Below are 22,221 nucleotides of genomic sequence, written 5' to 3' on the forward strand. Positions count from 1 at the left end.
CGCTTCGCCGGCGGACCCGATCGAGGATCCTCCGGACGCAAATGGGGAGCGGGCCGGTGCCTTCAGCCCAGGATCGTCGTCGTCACATACCTCAAGTAGTCCGGAAGTCGTGCGAGACGGACCGCGACGACGTCCGCCAGCGGGAGTTCGCGGCGGGATCAGTCGGCCCGGAGTTCCATCTTGGTGACACCGCTCCTGGCGGGAGCACTCCCGCGAACGGTCCCGGACGACGGCGAGCCCAGTAAGGACGAGGTCCGTGAAGCCGGAGCGGAACGCTGTTCGCCTGATACTCATCGAATTCGTGGCCGCTCCAGACCGTTTGGCGGTCGAACGCCTCCTGCTTGTCGAGCACGTCGGCCGCCGCCGCTGGGACGGACGCGAACCGCGGAGACGCAGAGCGGGAGCGATCGGCGATGGCGTCGCTCAGGCGGTCTCCGTAGGTTGGCGTGACGGGCGCGGTTCCTCGATTCAGGCTTCGCGGCGTGCGGCGGCGCCCGTCCGCCGCGGCGCCTCGCCATTCTCCCGCAGGTCGTTTCAATGTCCCTCGCTCTCGCCGCCGCGTTGCTGTCCGCCGCGGTCCTCGCCCCCGCGGAGCCGCTGGTCCTGCACGCCCGCGCTCAACAGCGGCCGGAAGAGGGGGGAGGCTATCGCACCGCCGAGTCGTCCCTCCGCTGGAACCCGACGGAAACGGCCGTCGTCGTCTGCGATATGTGGGATCGCCACACGTGCCCGTCGGCGGAGCGGCGAGTCGCGGAGATGGCGCCCCGGATGAACGACGTGTTAGTCGCCCTCCGGCGGCGGGGCGTCCTCATTATTCATTGCCCCAGCGACACAATGAAGTTTTACGAGGGGACGCCGGGGCGAACACTGGCGCAGCAGGCGCCCAAGGTCGAAACCGAGATCCCGCTGGAACGCTGGTGCCACCTGAAGGAGTACCGCGAGCCCCCGCTGCCGATCGACGATTCCGACGGCGGGTGCGACTGCTGCCCGGATCGCCAGGTGGGCCCGCCCTGGCCTTGGACCCGGCAGATCGCCGCGTTGCAGATCGAGCCCGGCGACGCGATTACCGACAGCGCCGAGGCGTTCTACCTGATGAAGCAGCGCTCGATTCGGAACGTGATCGTGATGGGCGTGCACGCCAACATGTGCGTGCTGGGCCGACCGTTCGCGATCCGCCAACTGACGCTGCAGGGCCAGAACGTCGTGCTGATGCGCGACCTGACGGACGCGATGTACAACCCCGCCCGAAGCCCCTACGTCGGCCATCACGACGGCACGCGGCTGGTGGTTCAACACATCGAACGCTACTGGTGCCCCACGATCGTCAGCGGCGACGTGCTCGGCGACGGGCGCTTTCGGTTCGCCGACGACGACGCAGCCGCCGACTGACCGCCGCGCCGATGCATCCCCGTCTTCGCCGGGATCCAGACGGGGCTCGGCGCCGGGCGATCGAATTTAATCCAGCCGCGCGACGACCGGGCTGCCAACGTCGATCGATCGTTCAGATTCGGCGCCCCGGGCAACGGTCGCGAAGCACAGGCTCGACGGTTTCACCCCGGTCTCCTCGAATCGCATCAGATTGCGGGGGCCCTAGATTCTCGACCTGCACCGCGGCCGACGCGTCGACGCATCCGACGCACGTGCCGGGCCATCTTTCCGACGGCGGGAGGCGATCGACGATCCCGACGCCGCGCTCCGCCTGATCCCGCGGCCCCCTTCGGCGAGTGCCTCATCGGTCTCGAAGCGGCGGTGACGAACGGCGGAGCGGATCAGTATGTGAGCGCCGCTTGCCCACTTCGCCCAACGCCGAATCGAAGCGGACTACCACGTTGCCCGCGAGGACTTTCGCACGGCGCCGGAACGGCTTGGGCGTCACGACGTGCGGACGACGACGGTGAATAAGCACGTCCTGAACAGGGGCGGGCGCGGCGTTGTCGGCCCCGCTGATTTTGAACCTCCCGAACCCGACGCAACGTATGGTATCACGCGAGCCTTACCTTGCGTTGCGTCGAGGAAACACTCGTTCTGCCCACAGGAACTTCGGTGACGACGCGCTGCGACCATCGGCGTCCGGCTCCCGCGGTTCTCGCACATGCTAAGTAGAGGAGTTCGGTCATGTTCATGTCCCTGACGCGGGGGCGGCCATCATGGTGGCCGTGGCGGGCTTGGGGATGATCAACACCGATCCGCCGGAGCCGGACGGCGACACGCTTGCGGAGGGCGTGTACCTCCTGAAGTTCGAGGGCCCTGGCCGGAAGGTCCAGATGACTGACGGTTCCGAGGCAATCCTTGTGAAGCGGCTGTCGCCGTCAGTTGGGGTCGGCGGGGCGCTCCGGTCGCAGGTCAACGACAACACCCGGTTCATCGTCACGATCAACGAACTCGGTCCGCTCCCGCCCGAGGTCGCCAACGAACAGACGGCACTGGGCGTGGACGACCTCGTGTTCCACCTCGGCCGGCCGGAGAGGCTGCCTGTGGACGGCATGGTGAACTCTTGGGCCAACGTCTACTCAGCGGGTGCGGCCCGAACGCTCGCGGCTCGGTATAAAATCGAGCCTCATCGCCGCGAGCACCCGGGGCACAAATACGAGGTCCGGTGGGCGCCAGCCAAGTCGCGGTACGCCGTCGGCGAAGCGGTGGAGCTGAGGATGGAACTCCAGAATACCCGCGCGGAACCACCTCGATTCACGTTCGGGGGCCAGCAGCGGGGACCGCGGAATAACCAGTTCCGGTTCCTCTGACAGGCTGTGCCCGACGGAAAGAGGCTGCCGGATACCGGCAACCCGACGCACCACGGCGGACTGGTCGTCATCCAGATCCTTCGTCCAGGCGACATATTTACGGCGGAGGTGGATCTGTCGAAATGGTTCACTTTCGTCGAGCCGAATACGTACCGAATCACCGGAGTGTTCGAGATGCCGGTCATCGACCCGGCCAGCTCGGACGGCTTCGGGCCGGTGGTCTGGGACGAACTCGCGGCGGGCGAGTGCATCGTGCGGGTCGTGGCGCGGGGGCGGTGACTCGTCCAGGTCGGCAGCGGCGCCCCCGACAGGCGGGCCGCCGGCCGAACCATCCGCTGCAGCAGACCGGCGGGGCAGTCTTCGTTTCTGGCGCCCACCGCTCACCAAGCCCCCGCCGGCCGCGGAGCGGCGTCGTTCGCCCATGCGACAAGTCTTGAACATCCTCGTCTACAAGCGCACGCACAACGGCGATCCCGGCCCCCACGGGTGTTTTGGCGTCTAAAATGGCCTGGGCACTGTTCGTGATCGTGACTACGACGCAGTAACCGGAGTCGGCGGCATTGGTCCTGAGGTCCAATTGAATGGCATCGCAGGGATGGTCAATGGAATCTGTGTTGGACCGCACAAAAAGTACGTTGGGAAGCCCGGATCCGAGGTTACCTTTGATCGTTTCGTTTACTTTGAATGCGACGGTCCCGATTTCTACGTAAACGCACCCTTACTCGCGGAACGAATGTATGAACATAACGTACGCAGCGTACTGCAAGGCTCCACTGGAGAAGAAACGACCAAGGCACTGGCGATCGTGTCGCTTACGGACGACGCGCCGCCATCACCTGCTTTGACTGACGCGGGCGGCAATGCCGACGCGTTCAACAACTGCAAACGCAAGGGGCGAACGTCAGGCGGCGGGATGGCCCTGATGACGCTCACCGCCGACACGCGGCCATGGCCGGACATCGTCGAGTTCTACCGCCTACTCGTGGACGAGTCCGGCTGGCGGTTCGGCCCGATGCTCGAGCTAGGTGGTGCGGACATCGTGCGGCCCGCCGCGATGCTCGCGGGGTTCCGTTCCGCCCCCGCCGATGCCTGCTCGTCACGCCCTCTCCGACGCCCAGTGGAAGCTGATCCCGCCGTTGTTGCCGGGCGAACTCAAAGACGGCGGTCGACCAACCGCCGACAACCGGCTGTTCGTAGACGCGGTGCTGTGAATCGCGAAGACCGGAGCTCCTTGGTGGGATCTGCCTGAGCGGTTCGGCTGCTGGAACAGCGTTTGGCGGCGATTCGACCGCTGGTGCCGGGCAGGCCAGTGGGAGGCTCTGTCAGCGGCGTTCGGCGAGCCAAAATAGGCGGAGTTACAACTGGACTCGATGACCGCCAAAGCGCACCCGTGCGCGGCGGATTCGCGGGGGCTGCCGGGCGAGGAAAAAAGGTGCCGACGCCTGCCGAGCTCTCGGCCGCAGCCGTGGGGGCTTCTGCACGAATCTGCAGGCCGCCGTGAGCGGGACGGGCCGCTTAGACCGGCTAACGCTGACCGCCGGGCAGCGGGGCGCCGCCCCGCAGGCCCCGGCCCTGATCGCCGGTCTGTCGCCGAAGTGAGTGATCGCCGACGCCGGCTACTGCAGCAAGAAAAATCGGGCGGCGGCGAAGGCCGCCGGGGCGAGGGCCTGCATCAAGCCGAACCCGACCCGCCGGCCGCTGCCTCGCTACAGCAAGTGGCGATACCGGAATCGCAACATGATGGAGCGGTTCTTCCGCCGCTTGAAGGACTTCCGACAAACGCCACCCGGTATAAAAAGAAGGCCGCAAACTTCGCCGGGATGGTCTGGCTCCCCGCCTTCACGCTCGACTTCGATATGCACACCGCCTAGACCCCCACCTTCTCGAACGTGCCGAGTTCCACCCTGAGCGTGAACGAGCCATCCGGGAGGACATCGACGGTCTGGCTGTCGTGCCAGCGACCGGCGGCGACGTAGCGACCGGCGGCGACGTAGGGGGCGGCGCTGGGGGCGAATTGCACCCGCACCATTCGCGCCGGGCCGTCCGAATGCCAGACGCCGAAGCTGCCGGCGTGGGCGATCCGCAGGTCGAAGTCCGCTGGCGGCTCGAACCGCTCCGGCGTCGTCTCCGCCTCCTCGATTCGGTCGACGCGGAAGGTGCGCTGCTCGCCGTGCTTGCGGGAGTGGGCGTGCAGGTAGAGCCGGCCGCGGTGCCAGACCAGCCCCAGCGGCTCGACGGCGAAGCGGTCCGCCTCCCCGGTGGAGCCGCTGCGGTAGAGGATCGCCGTCACGCGGCGCTCCTCCCGGCCGAGCATCACCGCGTCCAGGGCCGGACCGCGGTCAGCGAGGTCCGCCGCGCCGGGGGCCGTGGCCAGAAACCCGCCGGAGAGGCCGTTCAGGTACGCCAGCGCCGGCTCGCCCAGATGCGCCCGCACCTTCGCCAGTGCCCGGCCCAATGCCTCCCAGACGAACGTGCTGTGGAGCGAACCCAGCAGCGGCCGGGAGAGGTGCAGGGCGGTGGCTTCGTCCCAGGCGAACGTCAGCGGGGGGAGCCCCTCAGGCGTGGCCAGCCGCCAGGTCGTCTCGCCCCGGCAACCGGCTTCGCACAGGACCGGCAGGCCGACCCGCTCCATCGCCTCGAGATCGCGCCGGAAAGCCTTCTTGCTGACGCCCAGTTCGCCGTGTAGATCCTTGAGGGTCGCGCCGCCCTCGGGGGAGAGCAGCCGCCCGTACAGGGCGAAGCGGGCCGCGTCGGCCACGCGACGGTCCGCGATTGGTGTACGCCCGACACGCCACCCGCGACCCGCTCCCGCCGCGCGTTTACCTGAGACAACCCTCGGGAGCGTGAACCTCGTGAAGAAGCCTCGGCTGATTCACCCCTCAGCCCACCTCCCGCATCACCCGCTCGGCGGCGGCGAGGTCGCGTTCGGCGTAGATCTCGCCGGTCGCGATGTCGCTCTGGCCCAACACGGTGCGGGTCAACTCGATGCCGTACTTCGCCCGCAGCTGGGTGGCCCGCGTGTGGCGGAGCTGGTTCGGGGACCAGCGGCACGACTCCCGGCGCTCCTTGACCGCCGCGTTCACGGCGGAGCGTTCGGCGTTCGGCAACGCCTGGATCCCGGCGTGCTTGACCGCGAGGTCTAAGGGGAGGGGGACGGCGTTCTCAGCGGCGCGTTGCACGCACCGCCGGTCACTGGTCGTCGTGTACCGGTCGCCGGCCTAGCGGGCGGGGTTCTTCTTCCGATTGCTGCCGACGACCCACCCGCACGAGGCCGGGGTCATGCGGGCCGCAGTCGCCGCGGCCCGGCGAGCGGCTTCGGCTGGCTTCGGGCTGAAGCAGAAGGCGTCGGCCGGGCGATCGTCGAGGTAGGGGCCGAGGATCGCCTGGGCCTCCGTGCCGACGAAGACGGTGCGGGCCTTGCCGTGGTGCTGGGTCTTGTGCGAGGCGGGGCGGTAGGACCACACCTCCTTCGAACGGTCCACGTCGCGGGGGCGGAGCGAGCAGACCTCCCCGGGCCGCATCCCGGTGAGCAGCTGCAGCCGCACCATGTCCGCGACGATCGGCGGGAGGTGGGGCAGGGTGGCGTCCACGAGCCGCGGGTCGACTGGCTCCACCGGATCCGGCTCCCACGCTGGCGTGCGGCCCTGCTGCAGCCCCGTGACCGTGGCGAGGGCCTGGTAGACCTCCGGGCCGATCAGCTCCTCGGAGACCGCCCACTTGAACACCCGCTTCACCCGCTCGACCCGCTCGTTCACCCCCGGGCGGGAGAGCCCGTCGCGGACGAGCTGGTCCCGGTAGGCCTTCAGCTTCAGCGGACCGAACTCGGCGGCGGGGGTGGAGCCGTACAGCGAACGCAGCGTCCGCAGCGTGACCTTCAGCACGCCGATCTCGCTGGTGGGCTGCCCGTCCTTGACGTAATGGCCCTGAGCCCACTTCCAGTACGGCAGGATGACTTCCTCCACGGTCCGCCCCGGCGGGTCGCCGACGGCCGCGACGCCGGCGATCGTCGCGGGCGCCGGACGAACCTCTGCGGGAATCTCGCCGGAGCGGAGGTACTCCGCGACCAGCCGCCGGTACTTCTCGTCGGCGGCTGGGGTGCCGTACTTGCCGAGGTAGAACTGCCGGCCGTTCAGGTAGACGCGGGCCTGACCGGTCGGCTTGTGGAGGGTGAGCTTCGGGACGCGTGTGCGGGGCATCGGGCGGGATCCGGAAAGGCGGTCCGCCGAGTTTTTGGTAGTACTACCAAATCTCGGCGGTCGCTCCGGCCGCGCCCGGGAACCTCCCGGGGTACGCGTGAGATCGCGTTCGGCTCTGGCGGGGTAGACGAAAACACCTCGCCGCACGTTGCGGCGAGGTGATTCGGGATGACAGGATTCGAACCTGCGACCTCTTGACCCCCAGTCAAGCGCGCTACCAGGCTGCGCCACATCCCGGACGTGTCGGCGACGCTTCCCCTAAGGGGGCGTCGCGGCGGGGATCATCGCAACGCGTCGCCGCTTCGACAAGCCCGACCGCCTGACACATCCCAATCCGCGACGGTTCGGCGCGTTTTCGGCACACACTCGCCTGAGAGCGGGCGTCCTCAGACCTTCGGTGCAGCCTTCCCGGTCAGGCGGTAGACGAAGGCCATCACCTCGGCCAACGCCCCGTACAGGTCGGGCGGGACCGTCCGGCCCACCTTCACCTCGCGCCAGAGCTGACGGGCGAGCGCGGGCCGTTCGAGGATCGGGACGTTGTGCTGCTTGGCCAGTTCGCGGATGCGGAACGCTACCTCGTCCACGCCCTTGGCCACCACCTGCGGGGCGGGCATGTGCTCTTCGTACTTCAGCGCGATCGAATAGTGCGTCGGGTTGGTCAGCACGACGTCCGCGTCGGCGACGTGGCTGAGGTCCCGGGCCGCGGCCAGCTTGCGGTGGGCTTCGCGGCGCCGGCCCTTCACGGTCGGATCGCCGTCCTGATTCTTCATTTCGTCGCGGACCTGCTGCTTCGTCATCTTCAGGTCCCGCTCGTGCTGCCAGCGTTGGAAGAGGTAGTCGCTGAGCGCCAGCAGGGCGAGGGCCGCCGCCAGCCAGGCGCCCAACGCCGCCAGGGCCGCATGCACGCGGCCCAGCAGGACCGCCGGCCCGGCGGCCACCATCCCGATCAGGTCCGGCATCCAAGAACTCATCACGAGCCCGGAGACCCCCGTGAGCACCAGCAGCTTCGCCACGCCCCCGCCGAGCCGCGCCACCGCCCGCGCGTTCATCAGCCGGCCGAACCCGCTGATCGGGTTGACCCGGGACCACTTCGGGGCGAGGGCCTGCGGAGAGATCAGCACGCCGAACTGCCCGAGCATCCCCGCCGCGGACGCCAGCCCCAGAGCCACCAGACCGGGGAACAGGGCGGTCGCTAGGAAGGCCGTGATCGCCGCGGCCCGCGCGTTGGCGTCGCTGGCGGAGAACGTGACCGTCACGTCCCGCAGCGAGAGGTCCAGCAACCCCGCCAGTTTGTCCGACAACCCGATCCCGCCGATCCACAGCAGGGCCGCGGCCGCCCCCAGCACGGCGGCGGCGGTCACGTCGGCGCTCTTGGCGATCTGCCCCTGTTCGCGGGCCTCCCGGCGCTTTTGCTCCGTGGGGTCCTCCGTCTTTTCCTGATCGTCTCCCACCGCGGCCTCCCCCGGTTAGCGTGCGTTGCGGGGCAGGGTCAGGCGCGGGGGTCGGGCAGGCCGACCAGCGCCTCGTGCAGGGCGGTCAGCGAACCGGCGAGCAGGTCGGCCAGCACGTCGGTCGCCGGAGAGAGCGTCAGGGCGAGGATCAGCAGTCCCGCCGCGGCCCGCGTGGGGAAGCCGACCGACAGCACGTTGATCTGCGGGACCGTTCGTCCCAGAAAACCGACGGTGAGGCTCATCAGCGACATCACCGCCATCGTCGGGGCGGCCACCCGCAGGCCGAGCGACATGCCGGCGCCGGCCAACTCCGCCAGCGTCCTCCACGCCTCGCCGGAGACCCACCCCGCCCCCGGCGGCAGAGTGCGGAAGGTGTCCAGCAGCGTGGCGAACAGTCGCAGATGCCCGTCCACCCCCGGCAGCGTGAGCAGCGCCGCGGTCCCGAGCAGGCCGAGCAACTGCCCGGTCGGGGAGGCGGAGGCGCCCAGCATCGGGTTGAAGACCTCGCCCATCGCCGTGCCGATCTGCTGATCGACCAGTTCGCCGGCCAACCGCAGGCCCGCCAGCACGGCAGTCATGCCCAAACCCAGGGCGAAGCCGATCGAGAATTCTCCGAGCGACAGGCGAAGCAGCCCCGCCGGCGTCTTCGGCAGCGGGGCCGGGGCGGTGAACTCGGCGAGATTCAGCCCGGCCGCCGTGACGGTCAGGCCGCGGGCTTCCAGCGAATCCAGCACGGCTCCCGGAAGTTCCTCGGCGACCAACACGGCGTCGCCGTTCGTATCGAGCGCCTGGAACGCCTCCGCCGAGCCGCCCGGCAGGGCGGGGGCGACGACCGCGGCGGCGGCGACGGCCAGCAGCACCCGAACGTTCGCCGGCACGACCGGCGTGCCGAACACCGGCCCCACCGTCATCAGTCCCGCCACCCGGAAAAACACCAGCAGAAACCCCACGAACCGCGCCGTCCCCCACGCGATCAGCGGGTGCGTGAAGTCCGGCGAGGGCAGGTCGAACGGCACGGGGCGGCGAACGCGATACGGCGGGGGAGAAGGGCGCGGCGGGGAACGTCAGGTGCCGAGGTTCGGCGCGACGTTCTGGAACAGGGCGGTCGTGTAGTCGCAGGCCGTTTGGATCATCCAGGGCAGGGCCAGCAGCGTGACGCCGGCCATCACCGCGATCTTCGGCACGAACGAGAGCGTCTGGTCCTGAAGCTGCGTGACCGCCTGGGCGAGGCTGACGATCAGCCCGATCGCCGCCGCCGCCCCCAGCACCGGCGTGCCGAGCAACAGCGCCATGAGCAGCGCCTCGCGACTGAGATCCGCGGCAAGATCGGGCGACATAGTCGAAGGCGGAGGGCGGAAGGACTAAGGCAGACGGGAGCGGACACGACGGCGGGCGGTGCGGGCATAGTTCTTCCCTCCGCCTTCCGCCATCCCCCTTCCGCCCTCTCAAAGCGGTCTCACGCCTTCCATCAGCATGCCGACGGTCAGGAACCAACCGTCCACCAGCACGAACAGGAGGAGCTTGAACGGCAGGCTGATCAGCACCGGGGGGAGCATCATCATGCCCATCGAGATCAGCACGGCGCTGACCACCAGATCGATCACCAGGAAGGGCAGATAGATCTGGAAGCCGATCACGAACGCCGTCTTTAATTCGCTCAGCATGTAGGCCGGGATCAGCACGCCCAGCGGCACCTCGTCGTAGGTCTCGGGATCGCCCTCGCCCGGGGAGGCGTCGGCAGGACGACGGTAATCGAGGAACAGACGGACGGCGGCCCCGTTCCCCGTGCGTTCGATCTGGTCCGCCATGAAGGCCCTCAGCGGGGCGGCGGTGCGATCGAAGGCTTCGTCCAGCGTGGGCGGGACCTCGCCGGGCGCCGGGTCGGTGTACGGCCGGATGCCCTCGTCGTAGCACCGCCCCCAGACCGGCCCCATCACGGCCACCGTGAGGAACAGGCAGAGGGAGACGACGACCTGGTTCGGCGGCATCTGCTGGGTGCCGATCGCCTGTTTGAGCAGCCCGATCACGATCACGAACCGCACGAAGCAGGTCGTCATCAGCAGGATCGACGGGGCCAGACTCAGGACCGTGAGCAGGCCGAGAATCTTCAGCGTGTTCGTCAGCCCGCCGGGGGACAGGGCCGTGTCGGGGTTGAGCGCCTCCGGCAGCGTCAGCGCGTCGGAGCCCGGCGCCGGGGCCGCCGGTCCCAGGGGAGGGATGGGCGCCGCCTCCGGCGTCCAGGCCGCGGCCGGCACGACCAAGGGCGGAAACCCGCCGGCGTCCGCCGTGGAGGAGGGCAGCGGGGCGAACATCTCCCGCAGATCCGTCGGCGCCGGATTCTGCCGCACGATGCCCTGCGCAGACGCCGGCGCGGCGCACAGCAGTCCGCACAGTGCCGCCGCGACGCGCAGCGTGGACGAGAATGGAACCGACGGGGACTGTCTCATCGCGTCGCCCCGGCGGGGCGGAGGCGGGCGGCAAGTCGGCGTTCGGCGTCGGAGACGTCCGGCTCTCTGGGTTCGACGGTGGACGGCTCCGGCCCGCTGGCGACGCGGGCGGCGGCCCGGCCGAATAACGTGCGGAACGATTCCCGCCCCGCGTCCCGTCCGACGCCGGCCCGACGCAGCGTCCGCGGCGCTTGGACGCGGCAGGCCGCCGCGAGAGCCTCGGCTTCGACCGGGTCGTCAATCTCCCCCAGCGCCGTCAGCCCGTCCGCGGCGCTGCCGACGAGAATCACCCGTCCGCCGATTCGCACTACGTGCATGGAGGCCCGCGGTTCCAATTTCACCCGGGCCAGCACTTCGCAGGTCCCCCCGCCCGCCGCCGCGGCCGTCAGTCGGGAGCCGCCGAACCACTTCGCCGCCGCGGCGAACAGGCCGAGCACAAGAGCCAGCGCCCCGGCGACGCCCCAGGCCGAGGTCCCCCGCGGTTCCGGGTCCGTCCCTCCCGCGTCGCCCAACCGCACGCCGCCCCCGCCGATCTTCAAGGGCGCCGGGTCGGGCGTCCTCGCGTACTCCGCCGCCCCCGCGGGACCGACCCCCGCCGGCGGCAACGCCGCGACCGCCGAGGCCGCCGGGCGGCCGGACAGGGTCGGGAGTTGCTGCGCATCGGCCGCCCCGGCCGCGAGCGACAGCAGAACGGCGGCGGGGAGCGAGCGGAACACGGTGCGGCGGGACGAAGTCAGGGGGAACGGGCCGGGCGAGTCAGCGGTCGGGAGCGAGGATCTCCGCGACGCGGACGCAGAAATTGTCGTTCAGCACGAGCACCTCGCCGCGGGCGACCAGGCGGCCGTTCACGAGGATGTCCACCGGGTCGCCCGCCAGCTTGTCGAGCGACACCACGGAGCCGTCCCGCAGGGCGACGACCTCCTCCAGCGACATCTCCGCCCGGCCCAGTTCGATGCGGAGATCCAGCTCCACGTCGTCTAGCGCCCCGAGTCCCTCGCCCGTCCCCCGGGAGCCCCCGGCGGACCGTCCGCTCTCGGCGAAGGCTTCCAGTTGCAAGGGCGAGGTGCGACCGAGCGAGTCCGGCGGGTTCTGCCCCGCGGACAGCACCGGCCGTCGGCCGCGGCGGACCTCCGCCTCGACCTCCTCCAGCAGTTTTTCGACCTGTCCGCCGACCGGGATGGAGGTGGCGGCCTCACGGCGTCCCGGGGCCGACCCACTCGCGGCCGAAGTGCCGTGGGCGGCGTAGGGGTCTCCGGCGTCATCGTCGTCGCGGTCGCCCAGACGGCTGAATGTGCCGTCGTCCGGCTCCGGATCAGTGCCCTCGTCGTCCTCCGGCGGCATCTGCACGGAACCGGCGGCCGCGGCGGCCAGCAGCGCCTCAATGTCGTCGGAGGGCAGCGTCTCCCCCGTGGCGCCGGGCTCTGCGTCGTCTCGGCCGGCCCCGTACCCGCCCCCCGCCTGTACGTCTGCGGGAGGCGCACCGGCGGCCGGAGCGTCGGCCGAGGGGTCAGCGGATTGATCGGAAGCGGCCACGGGAGCGGGGGCCGGTCGGGCGGACCGGCGTCTACTGTTCGAGGGCTTTGAATTCGCTCACCACCGCGGTGCGGACGACGTCCTCCCGCAGCACGGTGTTCATCGCGTCCGCGAGATCCCCTTTGAACCCCCGCAGACGGGGATCGTCGAGATCGTCGCTGGTCGCGGCGCGGGCCACTTCCAGCACGGCCTGCCGGATGCGGGCCTGAAACGCCCCGCCGACCGAGGCAGAGATTTCTTCGGACCGGTGGGCGGGCACGACCGCGGTCAGACGAAAGGTGAGGTGCACCAGTCGCCCGGGAATTGCCCGGGCGTTCGTGGTGGTGAAGGAGTCGACCGCCACCTCGGCGAGTTCCTCGGTGGCCGCGTCGGGGAGTTGGGTCTCCGCGATCGCCTCCTCCGGGGCGAGCAGCACGTACAGCACGCCGGCTTCGACCAGCATGACCGTCAGCACGAGTCCGGCGACCTTCGCGGCCCCGCCCAGTTTGGCGGGCGCCTTTTTCGCGTCGTCGTCAGACGGTTTCTCGGCGGGTGCGTCCGCCATGCGGTCCTCCCGACCGGAGCGTGCGAAGCGAACCGTCGTCGCGGGGACCCGTCAGGCGGGCGGTCGCGGCGAGCGGACCCGCCGCGTCGTGCGGCGGGCGGGCGGACGCTAGTTCTCTCCCACCAGCACGTCAACACGATCCCACGCGCGCAACGGATCGCGGGTCGTCCAGCCGTCCGGCCCGGGGGGGGTGGTGGCGCCGGCGGACTCGATGCGGAACCGCGACGCGGCCACGCCGCGTTCCTGCAGCGCCGCCGCGACTGCCTCCGCCCGCGCCCGCGACAGCGCCCAGACGTCTTCGTGGGGCGAGCCGGGGGGAAGCCCCTCCGGCGAGGCGTGACCGCGGACAATGACCTCGCCGCTGGTGCGATGCAGCGCGGCGGCGAGCGAGTCGAGCGTCGCCGTCATCTTCGGACCGACCTCGGCGCCGAAGCGATCGAAGGCCGCCGGCCCCGCCAAAGCGGGCGGCCGGTCCGGCGGCGCCTCCGCGGCGCCGTTGAACGTGCCCGCCGTATCCCGGGCGTCGGCCGTCTCCCGGTCCGTCCCCAGCGGACGTTGCTGCCCCGAGGCGTTGGCCCGCTCACGGTCGTTCCGGTCCAACGGAGAGGGCCCCGGCGACGCCGCGATCCCCTCGGACGGGCCGAACCGCTGCTGGAACACCTCCAGGATCGCCCGGACCCTGCCCTCGTCTTTAATTTCGCTCATGCTGACCAGCATGATAAAAAAGGTCAGCAGCAGGCTCATCATGTCGCCGTAGGTGACGACCCATTCCGGCACGCCGGGCGGTGCGTCGTCGTCCATCAGTGCGACCTTTCTTGCGCGACGGGGATTCAGGCGATCTCAAATAAACGTCCCGGGCCCGGCTCAGGCGGCGAGCGTGCGGTCCGCCTGGGGCAGCATCGTCGAGAGCTTCTGCTCCAGGACCCGCGGGTTGTCGCCCTCCTGAATGCTGAGAATCCCGCGGACCACCGCTTCGCGGACTTCCATTTCGCGCTTGCTGTAGTAGCCAAGCTTGTCGGCGAACGGCAGGCAGAACAGGTTGCTCATGATGGCGCCGTACAGCGTGGTAATCAGCGCCACCGCCATGCCGGGACCGATCGCTTCCGGGTCGTCCATATTGCCCAGCATGATAATCAGGCCCATCAGCGTGCCGATCATACCGAAGGCGGGGGCGTAGCGGCCCAGCGTCTCCATCAATCCCTTTCCGACCTTATGGCGGGCGGCGACCGCCTCAATTTCTCCCCGCATCACCGCCTCGATCAATTCGCCGTCGGTCCCGTCCACGGCCATCTGGACCCCCATCTTGACGAACGGGTCCTGCACCTCGTCCAACTTGTTTTCCAAAGCGAGGATGCCGTCGCGACGGGCGACCTCGGCGAAGCTGACGAGTTGGGCGATCGTCGCCTTCAATTCCGGGGCCTTCGGGAAGAACAACTTCATCGTCACGCTGGGCGTTCTCAGCAACGCGCCGAAGGGATACGCAATCCCGCAGGCCGCAATGGCTCCGCCGACGACCACCAGCCCGCTGGGTACGTCGACGAACGCCGCGAGGCTCGAACCCGGCGCGATCAGGACGGAGATCAACAGCAACGCGGCGCCGAGCAGCAGGCCGACGGCGGTAGCGATGTCCATAACGACGGGCGGGGCGGACGGGGGCGGGAACGAGGTGCGGGGAAGGGGGCCGCGCTCAGCGGGCGCCCCTGATCAAGCGACGCTGATCAGGCGGCGCAGAGCGGTCGACGCTTAACAGGCGGCGGCGCGGCGCCAGCCGAGGACCCGGCCGGCGACCTGCTCCGGAGCCTCGCGCACCACCAGTCGCTCGCCGGTCGTCAGCGTGAGGAACGTGTCCGGGCGACTTTCGACGGTGCGAATCAGTTCGGCGTTCAGCAGGAACCGTTCGCCGGAGAGGCGGGTGAGGGGAATCATGAGTTCTTGAGGAGAGACGTCGAGTACGACGACGGCCCGCGGCTCCGCCGGTTACGGCGGCCGCCGGAGCGAATTATCGTCCGAGCCGCAGCAGTTCGTCGGTCAATTCCTGGGTGCTTGAGATCACCCGGGCGTTCCCCCGGTAATTCGTGCTCGCGATAATCAGGTCGACCAGGTTTTTGCCGATGTCCGTGTTCGACAGCTCGATGGCGCCGGCCCGCAGCAGGCCGGCCCCGAAGGCCCCCGGCGGCCCGACGCGGGGCGGACCGCTGTTAGGACCTTCCGTATAGGTGCCGCCGCCGCCCTCGACCAAGCCGTTCACGTTGGAGAACTGGGCGATGACGAGGCGTCCCAGCGGCCGGAGCAGGCCGTTGTCGAACACCCCGCTGATCCCGCCGCTTTCGCCGATCGCGAAGTCGACGAGCGTGCCCGGGGGGGCCCCGTCCTGCGACTCCATCACGAAGTTGCTGCCCTGGAGGGCGCTGGAGATGCCGGAGAGCTGGGAAAAATCCAGGTCGATCGTCAGCGGCGACAGGGCGGCGTTGTCGTCTCGCATCACGGTGATCGTCGTCTTTTGGCCGCTGACGAGATCGCCCGTACCGTCAAACTCCAGTCTGCCCGTGCCGATATCCAGCGCCGGACCGCTGTCGGAGTCGCTGTCCGCGTACCAGCGGAACCCGGTCCGGGTGGAACTGCGTTCCTCCAGGACCGCCGTCAGGCGGATGTTCACCTCCTGGCCGAGGCTGTCGTAAACGATAATATCCCGCACCGCCGATTCGCCCACGGCGTCGGCTTGCTTCTGGAACGGCGTGAGAACGACGGCGCCGCCGCTGCGGAGATCGCCGGGATTCACCTGCAAGGCGTTCGCCGCGCCGCGATTGCCGGTGATGCGAATCGTGTCGCCGTCCAACTGCACGCCCGGCGGATCGCCGGTGAACCCGTCGGCGGGAATTTCCGGGCCGTTTTGAATGCCCAGCACCCGCTCCATTAAACTCATCAAATCCTGCACCGTGGAGCCGGTGACGGGCATTTCCTGCATCGGGAGGTCGCGGTCGCCCTTGCGACCGCTGAACGTGACGTTGTCCCCCGGGATAAAGAGGCTCGTGCCGCCGCTGGTGAGATCCTGCAGGGGCGTGGTGGGCGAGGGGGGGCCGGGGATCCCTGGGCCGCCGCCGTTGGCGTCTTGCAGCGGCAGCGTGCTTTGCACAGTGCCGTTCGTCGCCAGCTCGCCGCCGCTGAAAAAGGCGCCGGTGAACGTGGCGTTGTTCGTGGCTTCGGCAATATATAGCTTGCCCAGCGGGATCTCGATGTCGACGGGCGCCGCCGTCTGGAGATTATAGTTCCCGTCGATGCCGTAACCCTGCACGCGGCCGCCGGCCGGGTTCACCAGCTTGCCCTCCGGGTTGAGGGTGAACGACCCGTCCCGGGTATACTGGGTGCCGAGGCCGTTTTTCACGACGAAGAAGCCCTCCCCCTCGATCGCCATATCGGTGGGGGAGTTGCTGGTGGTCACGCTCCCCTGCTTAAAGTCTTTGCGGATCGTGCTGACGGTCCCGCCCAGACCGATCTGGCGGGGGTTGGTGCCGCCGTTGGAGCCGGCCGGGCCGTCGCCGCTGGACAGCGTGCTCACCAACTGCGTCGTGAACAACGCCTCGCTGCTCTTAAAGCCGCGGGTGCCGGCGTTGGCGACGTTGTTGCCGAGGACGTCGATCGACGTCTCGTTTAACCGCATGCCGTTCAGGGCGGTCGTCGTGGCGGAGGCGAGGCCCATATCGTCGGTCCGTGGTGCGGGGCAATAAGGAAAACAGATAGCGCGAGGCGGGGCGCCTCGTCAGGCGACTTCGGTGATCGAACCCAGTGACAACTGGACGCCGCCCACGTCCACAAAGGCGTCCCCGTCGGCGAGGTACGCCCTGGTGACGGTGCCGGCGACTTCCTTCCCCCCGTTAAAGCCGCGAATCTCTTTGCCGAGGAACGAGGCCGCCGTGGACAGATCCGCGGCGCCGGCGTTCTTCTTCAACGTTTGCTCCAGCTCCACGTCCGCCTGCAGGGACCGCATCGTGGCGATCTGGTCCAACAGCGTTTCGTTGGAAACCGGCTCGGACGGGTCCTGATTCTGAAGCTGAGCGATCATCAGCGTCATGAAGTCGTCCGCGTTCAGTCCGGAAAGGCCCGAGGCGTTTTCGGACGGACCGGCGGGGGGGGCCGCCGACTTGCTGAGGAGCGGAAACGAAAAGTCGTTCATGGGATCCGTCCCGGCGGAAGTGAGGAGACGGCGGGGGCGCGGTCAGGCGGCGACGTCGAGCGAGCCGGCGGACCGCCGACCGGCCGGCGAGCGGCCCCAATCAGCATCGGCGGGCGCGGGGGCGGAAGGACCACCCGGGCCGCTCAGGCCCTCAGAGTCCCCGTCACCGGCCCCTTGGGGACCGGACGCTTCGTCCGCCGACCGTTCCCGTTCGTCGCGATTCGCCTCGCCGCGGTCGCGGCCGTGCGATCCTCGTTCCCCGGACCGACCGCCGCCGTCCCCGTCCCGCCGCTCGCCGTCCCGCCGCTCGTTCTCGCGGGCGGTGTCCCGTCCGCTTTCCCGGCCGGCGTCGGCGCGTTCCGGCCGGACGGCGGGTTCCAGTTCGATGGTGTCCACTCCCACGCCCGCTGCGGCGAGCGTCTCCCGCAGCCGCGGCAAGGCGTCGGCGAGGGCGGCCCGGCCCGCGGGCTCGGACGCCGCGAGGCGAATCCGGACCGTGCCGGCGTTCTCGCCGACCCCTGCGGAGATCTCTACCCGCACCGACCCCAGTTCGGGCGGGTCAAGCCGCACCCGCACCGGACGATTCTGTTCGATCGCCCGTCCCACCGCGTCCGCCACGATCTCCGCGGAGGGTCCCGCCGAGGATGCGGTCGGGCCGGGCCGCACGGCCGAGGCCTCGCCGCCTGTTGAAGCCAGTCCGTTCGCCCCCCGATCGACGGCGAGCGTCGACGGTTCCACGGTCGGCCCCGGAGACTCCGGACGGTTCTGCGGCGCCCCGGAGCGAACGGCCGGGGGAAGCTCGACGGAGGCTGCCGGCGCGCCCTCGGTTACTGCGACGGTCGCCGCCGCGTCCGTCCCCGCCCCGTCGGCCGGAGCAGCGGGCGGCGTGAGGGGCGGGACGTCCGAAGCCGCGGGAGACATGACCAAAGCGGCGGCTCCCGCACGGCCCTCGGCCCCCGGCGGCGAACTACTGGGCGAAGCGACGCCCTGCTTTCGCCCGGTCAACGGGTCGCTGGGACGAGCCGGTTCATTCAGTCGCCGCAGACCCGCCGGGGGAGCGGGGCCGGCGGCCGCGGCGGCGGCCACGACGGGCGCCGGCGGATTCTTCGACACGAGCGCAGCCGGGGGCGCCGGCGAACCGGCTTGCGGACCGGCCGGCTCCGTGGGCGTCGCCGTCGCGTCGGCGGGCTGCTTGGGGATCGCAGGAGCGGCCAGAGCCGGCGGCGGAACGGGGCCAGACGGCGTCGCTTCGAGGCCCGGGGGGACGATTGCCTTCGCGTTCTTCGCGCCTGCGACGGACGGCGCCGGCACAGGGAGGCCGGCCGCGGCCACGGTCGTCGGCGTTAGTCCCGCCGGGGCGGCGACCTGGGCCGCCGCAGCGGGCGTCGGGAGCCTGACCGACGGCACGGCGACGTCGGCCAGGGCCGCTCCGTCGATCGATGCGTCCATCGTGCCCGCCGCGGCAATCAGCTCGTTCACGAGCGAGCCGACCACGTCCGCCGGATCGGCGACGCCGGTCGCGATCGGCGCCGCCGTCACGGCCGGTTCAGTGCCCTTGGGGGGCGGGGCGGCAGGCGCCGGCGGGGGCGGGGCCTGTTCGGCCAGGACCGCCGCAAACGTGGCGCCCTCAGCCGACTCGCCGGCGGGGGCGTCGGTCTTCGCTTCGGTGCGGGACGGCGCCGCGGGGACCGCCGGCGCCGCCGAAGCGCCGGACGGTCTCGCGGACGCCGACCGTCCGGCCCCCGCCGAACGTCCGGCCCCCGTCGACGACGGCGAGACCGGGGCGACGGCGAACGGAGGCAGCGACACGGGCCGGCCGGGGAGGAGGAGCGGTTAGCCGCCCGGATCGCCGGGCGGAGCGGGCCCGCCGCCGGCCGCAGCGTCGATCGCCGCCGCCTCGGGTTGACCCGCATGCAGGGCGGCGAAGATGACGACGCCCCGGGCTCTCTCCTGTTCGGTCCCGCCGGCGAACTCCGCCAGCACTTTCGATGCGGTCCGCGCGTCCAGTCCCTTCACGAGCGTCACCACCGACAGGTCCGGCAAACTCATCAGGTAGCCGACGCTGTCCTTCGGCCCCATCCCTTTGACCAGTTCCCGCGCCTGCTCGGTCGCCTCGGCGGTCAGCTCCTCACGGGCCTGAGTCAGTTCCCGCTCGAAGGCCGTGCGGTCGGCGGCGAGGGCGGCCCGGTCGTCGGCCACCGCCTTGGCCTCCGCGGCCACCGCCCGGGCGGCGGAGCGTAGGGCTTCGGTGCGATCGGCTAGTTGCAGGGCGGCCGCGGCGCGGCGTTCCAACACCTCTTCATAGGTGGGCGTCCGCGTCGGACCGGCGGGCGCGGTCGCCTCCGAGGTCGCGTCCCCGGGGGCCGTGGCACCCGGCGCCCCGTCCAGGGCCGCGGCGATCTCCGCCCAGGCGGAGGGCGTGAGCCGGCCGTGCCACCACATCACGCCGACGGCGAGGGTCTGGGTGGCGACGGTGGCGATGCAGATGACGCCGAACAGCGTGGCGAGCGCACGTCCCATTCGCTCCGGGTTTCCGCTGTCAGAAGGAGGAGTCGTCGCCGACGAAGGCGGCGGCCGTGGCGGTGAACAGGTCTTCGACCGCCCGCTGCTCCGCGGCGAGTTCCGCCGTGCGATGAGCGCGCAGGTCGCGATCGCGGAGCGTTTCCAGCGCCGCGACGGCCCGGTCGGCCGCGATCAGCGCCGTGCGGGCCTCGGCGACCTGAGCGGCGGCGTCGGCGACGGCCGCGGCGGCCGTCTTTCGTTCCGCGGTGAGGACGGAGGCGTGCCGCCGGCGGGCGAGCCAATCGCTGACGTCCACCCGTCCCGCCCGGGTGGCCGCCCCGAGTTCGCCGCGTTCCGATGCGATGAGGACTTCCACGGCCCGCCGGGCGGCCTCCGCCTCGGCGCTGGTGCGGAGCGCCGCCGCCAGCGCGGCGCGGGCGACGTCGCGGTCGCGTTCTCGCGCCTTGAGCACGACGGCGAAGCGATTGCGAAAGCGGGTCATGTCGCCGTGCCCCCGTTCGTCAGACCGGCGTTCGCCGTCGCCGCCAGGGCCTGCAGAGCGGAGACGGCTTCGTGGGCGGGGGTCGATTCGTCAGGTCTCTGCCGCAGGAAGGCGTCGATCGCGGGCTTCATCTTCACGGCGACGTCGACCTCGGCGCTGCTGCCGGACTGGTAGGCGCCAATTCGAATCAGGTCTTCGGCCTCGCGGTGGGCGGCCAGTAGGGAACGCACCCGCCCGGCGGCCTGGGCATGTTCCGACGCCGCGAGTTGGGCCATCAACCGGCTCAGGCTGCCCGGGACGTCGACGGCGGGAAAGTGGTTCGCCTCCGCCAGCGCCCGCGACAGCCAGACGTGTCCGTCCAGCGTGCCGCGGACGGCGTCGGCGATCGGCTCGTTCGGATCGTCGCCGTCCACCAGCGTGGTGTAGAACGCCGTGATGCTGCCGGCGCCGTCGGGGCGTTTGGGGGAAGGCGCGCCCGGTCCGCTGCGTTCGAGCAGGCGGGGGAGCAGGGCGAACACACTGGGCGGATAACCGCGGGTGGCGGGCGGCTCCCCGGCGGCGAGGCCGATTTCCCGCTGCGCCTGGGCGAGTCGGGTGACGCTGTCGAGCATCAGCAACACGGAGCGGCCGGCGTCGCGGAAGTGCTCCGCAATCGCGGTCGCGGTGAGGGCGGCCCGCAGGCGCACCGCGGCCGGTTCGTCGCCGGTGGCGACGACGACGACGCTGCGGCTCAGCCCGTTCGGTCCGAGGTCGTGATCGAGGAACTCGCGCACCTCGCGGCCGCGTTCCCCGACGAGCGCGAGTACAGCCACGTCCGCCTCGGAACCCCTCGCCAGCTGCGCCAGCAGGGTGCTCTTGCCCACGCCGCTGCCGGCGAACAACCCGATGCGCTGCCCGCGGCCGACGGTGAGGAGGGCGTCGATGACGCGAACGCCGGTGTCGAACTTGCGGCGAATGGGCGGACGGCCGAGCGCCGGCGGGGGGGCGGCGTGCGGATCGACCGCATGGGGCCGGGGCGGGGCGGGCTTGCCGTCGATCACCCGGCCGCGCCCGTCGAGCACCCGCCCGATCAGCCCGTCGCCCACGGCGAGATCGCCCGTGCCGCGGGTCAGCCGCACCTTGTCGCCGCGTCGCACGCCGGCGAGGTCGGCGAAGGGCATCACGAAGGTCTCGCCGCCGTGGAACCCGGTGACGACGCCCTCCACCGGCGGCCCGCCGGCGGGGGAGAATCGCACCTCGGCCCCCACCGGCGCCGGCAGGCCGGCGACCGCGGCGCCCGCCCCGGTCATCCGGGCGACGGAGCCGGTCAGGCCCACCGAGACCGCCCGCCTCAGCCGGGCGGCGTAGCGCGTGCCGACGGAGTTCATCGTCCGCTCCCGTCCGCGGGCTCGTCCGGGAGCAGTTCCGCGGCGATGCGATCCAGGCGCGTGGCGAGCCGGCCGTCGACCTCACCGCCGACGCCGCGGACGAAGCAGTCGCCGCGGGAGAGGGCGGGATCGGCCGTCAGCGTCGCCCCTTCGCCGAGCGCCATGAGCACGTCCTGCCGGAACGCCCCCCCGAGCGCCGCGAGGTCGTCCGGGTGCATCGTCACCGCCGGGGCGCGGCAGCCCGCCGCGGCCGCGAGGGCTTCGGCCGCCAGGTCCGCCGCGGCGTCCGGCCGGGCCTTCAACTCCCGCCCCAGCAGGCGGCCGGCGATCGCGCAGGCGAGGCCGACGGCGTCCCGTTCCCAGTTCGCCCGCCAGCGATCCTGCTCGGACCGGTAGGCGTCGGCGAGGCGGGCCAGCGGGGTCAACGCGGCGGCGAGCCGATCACGCGACAGGCGTTCGGCCTCCGCCGCGGCGGCTTCGGCGATGCGGTTCTCCGCATCGTTCAGCCCCGCGGTCCGGCCGGTTTCGAGTCCCTCCGCGTGAGCCTTCGACCGAATCTCCTCCGCCTCCGCGACGGCCTCCGCGAGCAGGGCGCGGCAGCGCTCCCGCACGGCGTCCAGGCGGTCGTCGCAGTCGGATTCGAAGTCCGAAAGGTTCCAGCCGCGCGGGCGGCGCGGTTCCTCCACCGGCGCCGCGGCATGCGGGCGGTCGAGTTTCAGAACGCGGGCGGGGGGCGGGGCGGCGGGCACCCCGAATCGTTAGCAGAT

The 22,221-nt window shown here is 70.9% G+C and carries 26 protein-coding genes and 1 tRNA gene; 6 read left to right on the forward strand and 21 right to left on the reverse strand.

The window, feature by feature from the left end:
* The first annotated feature begins 537 nt into the window (after positions 1 to 537).
* The 6 genes from CA12_RS18525 to CA12_RS18550 all read left to right on the forward strand — a co-directional run bounded on the left by CA12_RS18525 (position 538) and on the right by CA12_RS18550 (position 4,612).
* A complete protein-coding gene (locus CA12_RS18525; RefSeq protein WP_207622040.1) occupies positions 538 to 1,389 on the forward strand; it encodes a protein-signal peptide and transmembrane prediction in 852 nt (283 codons plus the stop codon).
* Positions 1,390 to 2,171: 782 nt separating this feature from the next.
* Complete coding sequence (locus CA12_RS18530; RefSeq protein ID WP_145360514.1) at positions 2,172 to 2,741, forward strand: hypothetical protein; 570 nt, start codon at positions 2,172 to 2,174, stop codon at positions 2,739 to 2,741.
* 6 nt (positions 2,742 to 2,747) lie between these two features.
* On the forward strand, positions 2,748 to 3,020 hold the full coding sequence (locus CA12_RS18535) for a hypothetical protein (RefSeq protein ID WP_145360516.1): 273 nt from the start codon (positions 2,748 to 2,750) through the stop codon (positions 3,018 to 3,020).
* 806 nt (positions 3,021 to 3,826) lie between these two features.
* On the forward strand, positions 3,827 to 3,952 hold the full coding sequence (locus tag CA12_RS23055; RefSeq protein WP_145360517.1) for a transposase: 126 nt from the start codon (positions 3,827 to 3,829) through the stop codon (positions 3,950 to 3,952).
* A 30-nt stretch (positions 3,953 to 3,982) separates the two neighbouring features.
* Complete coding sequence (locus tag CA12_RS23285; protein WP_390614146.1) at positions 3,983 to 4,090, forward strand: hypothetical protein; 108 nt, start codon at positions 3,983 to 3,985, stop codon at positions 4,088 to 4,090.
* Positions 4,091 to 4,336: 246 nt separating this feature from the next.
* The gene (locus tag CA12_RS18550; RefSeq protein ID WP_145360519.1) at positions 4,337 to 4,612 is read left to right on the forward strand and encodes a hypothetical protein; all 276 of its coding nucleotides are present in this window, start codon (positions 4,337 to 4,339) and stop codon (positions 4,610 to 4,612) included.
* On the opposite strand, the gene CA12_RS18555 is transcribed toward CA12_RS18550, so the two are convergent.
* The 21 genes from CA12_RS18555 to CA12_RS18655 all read right to left on the reverse strand — a co-directional run bounded on the left by CA12_RS18555 (position 4,609) and on the right by CA12_RS18655 (position 22,203).
* Entirely contained in the window at positions 4,609 to 5,499 is an 891-nt protein-coding gene (locus CA12_RS18555) for a helix-turn-helix transcriptional regulator (RefSeq protein WP_145360521.1), read from the reverse strand. The two genes, CA12_RS18550 and CA12_RS18555, sit on opposite strands and share 4 nt — an antisense overlap.
* 121 nt (positions 5,500 to 5,620) lie before the next feature.
* On the reverse strand, positions 5,621 to 5,920 hold the full coding sequence (locus CA12_RS18560) for a site-specific integrase (protein ID WP_145360523.1): 300 nt from the start codon (positions 5,918 to 5,920) through the stop codon (positions 5,621 to 5,623).
* 39 nt (positions 5,921 to 5,959) lie between these two features.
* Complete coding sequence (locus CA12_RS18565) at positions 5,960 to 6,937, reverse strand: tyrosine-type recombinase/integrase (protein ID WP_145360525.1); 978 nt, start codon at positions 6,935 to 6,937, stop codon at positions 5,960 to 5,962.
* 163 nt (positions 6,938 to 7,100) lie between these two features.
* Positions 7,101 to 7,174: transfer RNA gene (locus CA12_RS18570), tRNA-Pro, on the reverse strand.
* 149 nt (positions 7,175 to 7,323) lie between these two features.
* Complete coding sequence (locus tag CA12_RS18575) at positions 7,324 to 8,388, reverse strand: EscU/YscU/HrcU family type III secretion system export apparatus switch protein (protein WP_145360526.1); 1,065 nt, start codon at positions 8,386 to 8,388, stop codon at positions 7,324 to 7,326.
* A 38-nt stretch (positions 8,389 to 8,426) separates the two neighbouring features.
* On the reverse strand, positions 8,427 to 9,404 hold the full coding sequence (locus CA12_RS18580; RefSeq protein ID WP_145360528.1) for a flagellar biosynthetic protein FliR: 978 nt from the start codon (positions 9,402 to 9,404) through the stop codon (positions 8,427 to 8,429).
* A 48-nt stretch (positions 9,405 to 9,452) separates the two neighbouring features.
* The gene (locus CA12_RS18585; protein ID WP_145360530.1) at positions 9,453 to 9,725 is read right to left on the reverse strand and encodes a flagellar biosynthetic protein FliQ; all 273 of its coding nucleotides are present in this window, start codon (positions 9,723 to 9,725) and stop codon (positions 9,453 to 9,455) included.
* 108 nt (positions 9,726 to 9,833) lie between these two features.
* A complete protein-coding gene (gene fliP, locus CA12_RS18590; RefSeq protein WP_145360532.1) occupies positions 9,834 to 10,835 on the reverse strand; it encodes a flagellar type III secretion system pore protein FliP in 1,002 nt (333 codons plus the stop codon).
* The gene (locus CA12_RS18595) at positions 10,832 to 11,551 is read right to left on the reverse strand and encodes a FliO/MopB family protein (RefSeq protein ID WP_165700859.1); all 720 of its coding nucleotides are present in this window, start codon (positions 11,549 to 11,551) and stop codon (positions 10,832 to 10,834) included. The genes fliP and CA12_RS18595 overlap by 4 nt, the downstream gene beginning before the upstream one ends.
* A gap of 40 nt (positions 11,552 to 11,591) precedes the next feature.
* A complete protein-coding gene (gene fliN / locus CA12_RS18600) occupies positions 11,592 to 12,368 on the reverse strand; it encodes a flagellar motor switch protein FliN (RefSeq protein WP_207622041.1) in 777 nt (258 codons plus the stop codon).
* A 31-nt stretch (positions 12,369 to 12,399) separates the two neighbouring features.
* Entirely contained in the window at positions 12,400 to 12,912 is a 513-nt protein-coding gene (locus CA12_RS18605; RefSeq protein ID WP_145360535.1) for a hypothetical protein, read from the reverse strand.
* A 108-nt stretch (positions 12,913 to 13,020) separates the two neighbouring features.
* Entirely contained in the window at positions 13,021 to 13,713 is a 693-nt protein-coding gene (locus tag CA12_RS18610) for a flagellar motor protein MotB (RefSeq protein ID WP_145360537.1), read from the reverse strand.
* Positions 13,714 to 13,776: 63 nt separating this feature from the next.
* A complete protein-coding gene (locus CA12_RS18615) occupies positions 13,777 to 14,544 on the reverse strand; it encodes a motility protein A (protein WP_145360539.1) in 768 nt (255 codons plus the stop codon).
* 111 nt (positions 14,545 to 14,655) lie between these two features.
* Entirely contained in the window at positions 14,656 to 14,838 is a 183-nt protein-coding gene (locus CA12_RS18620) for a flagellar FlbD family protein (protein ID WP_145360541.1), read from the reverse strand.
* A 73-nt stretch (positions 14,839 to 14,911) separates the two neighbouring features.
* The gene (locus CA12_RS18625; protein ID WP_145360543.1) at positions 14,912 to 16,609 is read right to left on the reverse strand and encodes a flagellar hook-basal body complex protein; all 1,698 of its coding nucleotides are present in this window, start codon (positions 16,607 to 16,609) and stop codon (positions 14,912 to 14,914) included.
* A 60-nt stretch (positions 16,610 to 16,669) separates the two neighbouring features.
* A complete protein-coding gene (locus CA12_RS18630) occupies positions 16,670 to 17,083 on the reverse strand; it encodes a flagellar hook capping FlgD N-terminal domain-containing protein (RefSeq protein ID WP_145360545.1) in 414 nt (137 codons plus the stop codon).
* 42 nt (positions 17,084 to 17,125) lie between these two features.
* Positions 17,126 to 18,892: a flagellar hook-length control protein FliK gene (locus CA12_RS18635; protein WP_145360547.1), complete on the reverse strand. Its 1,767-nt coding sequence runs from the start codon at positions 18,890 to 18,892 to the stop codon at positions 17,126 to 17,128.
* A 24-nt stretch (positions 18,893 to 18,916) separates the two neighbouring features.
* Complete coding sequence (locus CA12_RS18640; protein ID WP_145360548.1) at positions 18,917 to 19,603, reverse strand: hypothetical protein; 687 nt, start codon at positions 19,601 to 19,603, stop codon at positions 18,917 to 18,919.
* A gap of 19 nt (positions 19,604 to 19,622) precedes the next feature.
* Positions 19,623 to 20,087, reverse strand: a complete 465-nt coding sequence (locus tag CA12_RS18645) for a flagellar FliJ family protein (RefSeq protein WP_145360550.1) — start codon at positions 20,085 to 20,087, stop codon at positions 19,623 to 19,625.
* Complete coding sequence (locus CA12_RS18650) at positions 20,084 to 21,454, reverse strand: FliI/YscN family ATPase (RefSeq protein ID WP_145360552.1); 1,371 nt, start codon at positions 21,452 to 21,454, stop codon at positions 20,084 to 20,086. Before CA12_RS18650 ends, CA12_RS18645 begins: the two co-directional genes overlap by 4 nt.
* Positions 21,451 to 22,203 (reverse strand): FliH/SctL family protein, encoded by a 753-nt coding sequence (locus CA12_RS18655; protein WP_145360553.1) that lies wholly within the window; start codon positions 22,201 to 22,203, stop codon positions 21,451 to 21,453. The genes CA12_RS18650 and CA12_RS18655 overlap by 4 nt, the downstream gene beginning before the upstream one ends.
* Between the last annotated feature and the right edge of the window lie 18 nt (positions 22,204 to 22,221).

The organism is Alienimonas californiensis, assembly GCF_007743815.1.
Classification (GTDB): Bacteria; Planctomycetota; Planctomycetia; order Planctomycetales; family Planctomycetaceae; genus Alienimonas; species Alienimonas californiensis.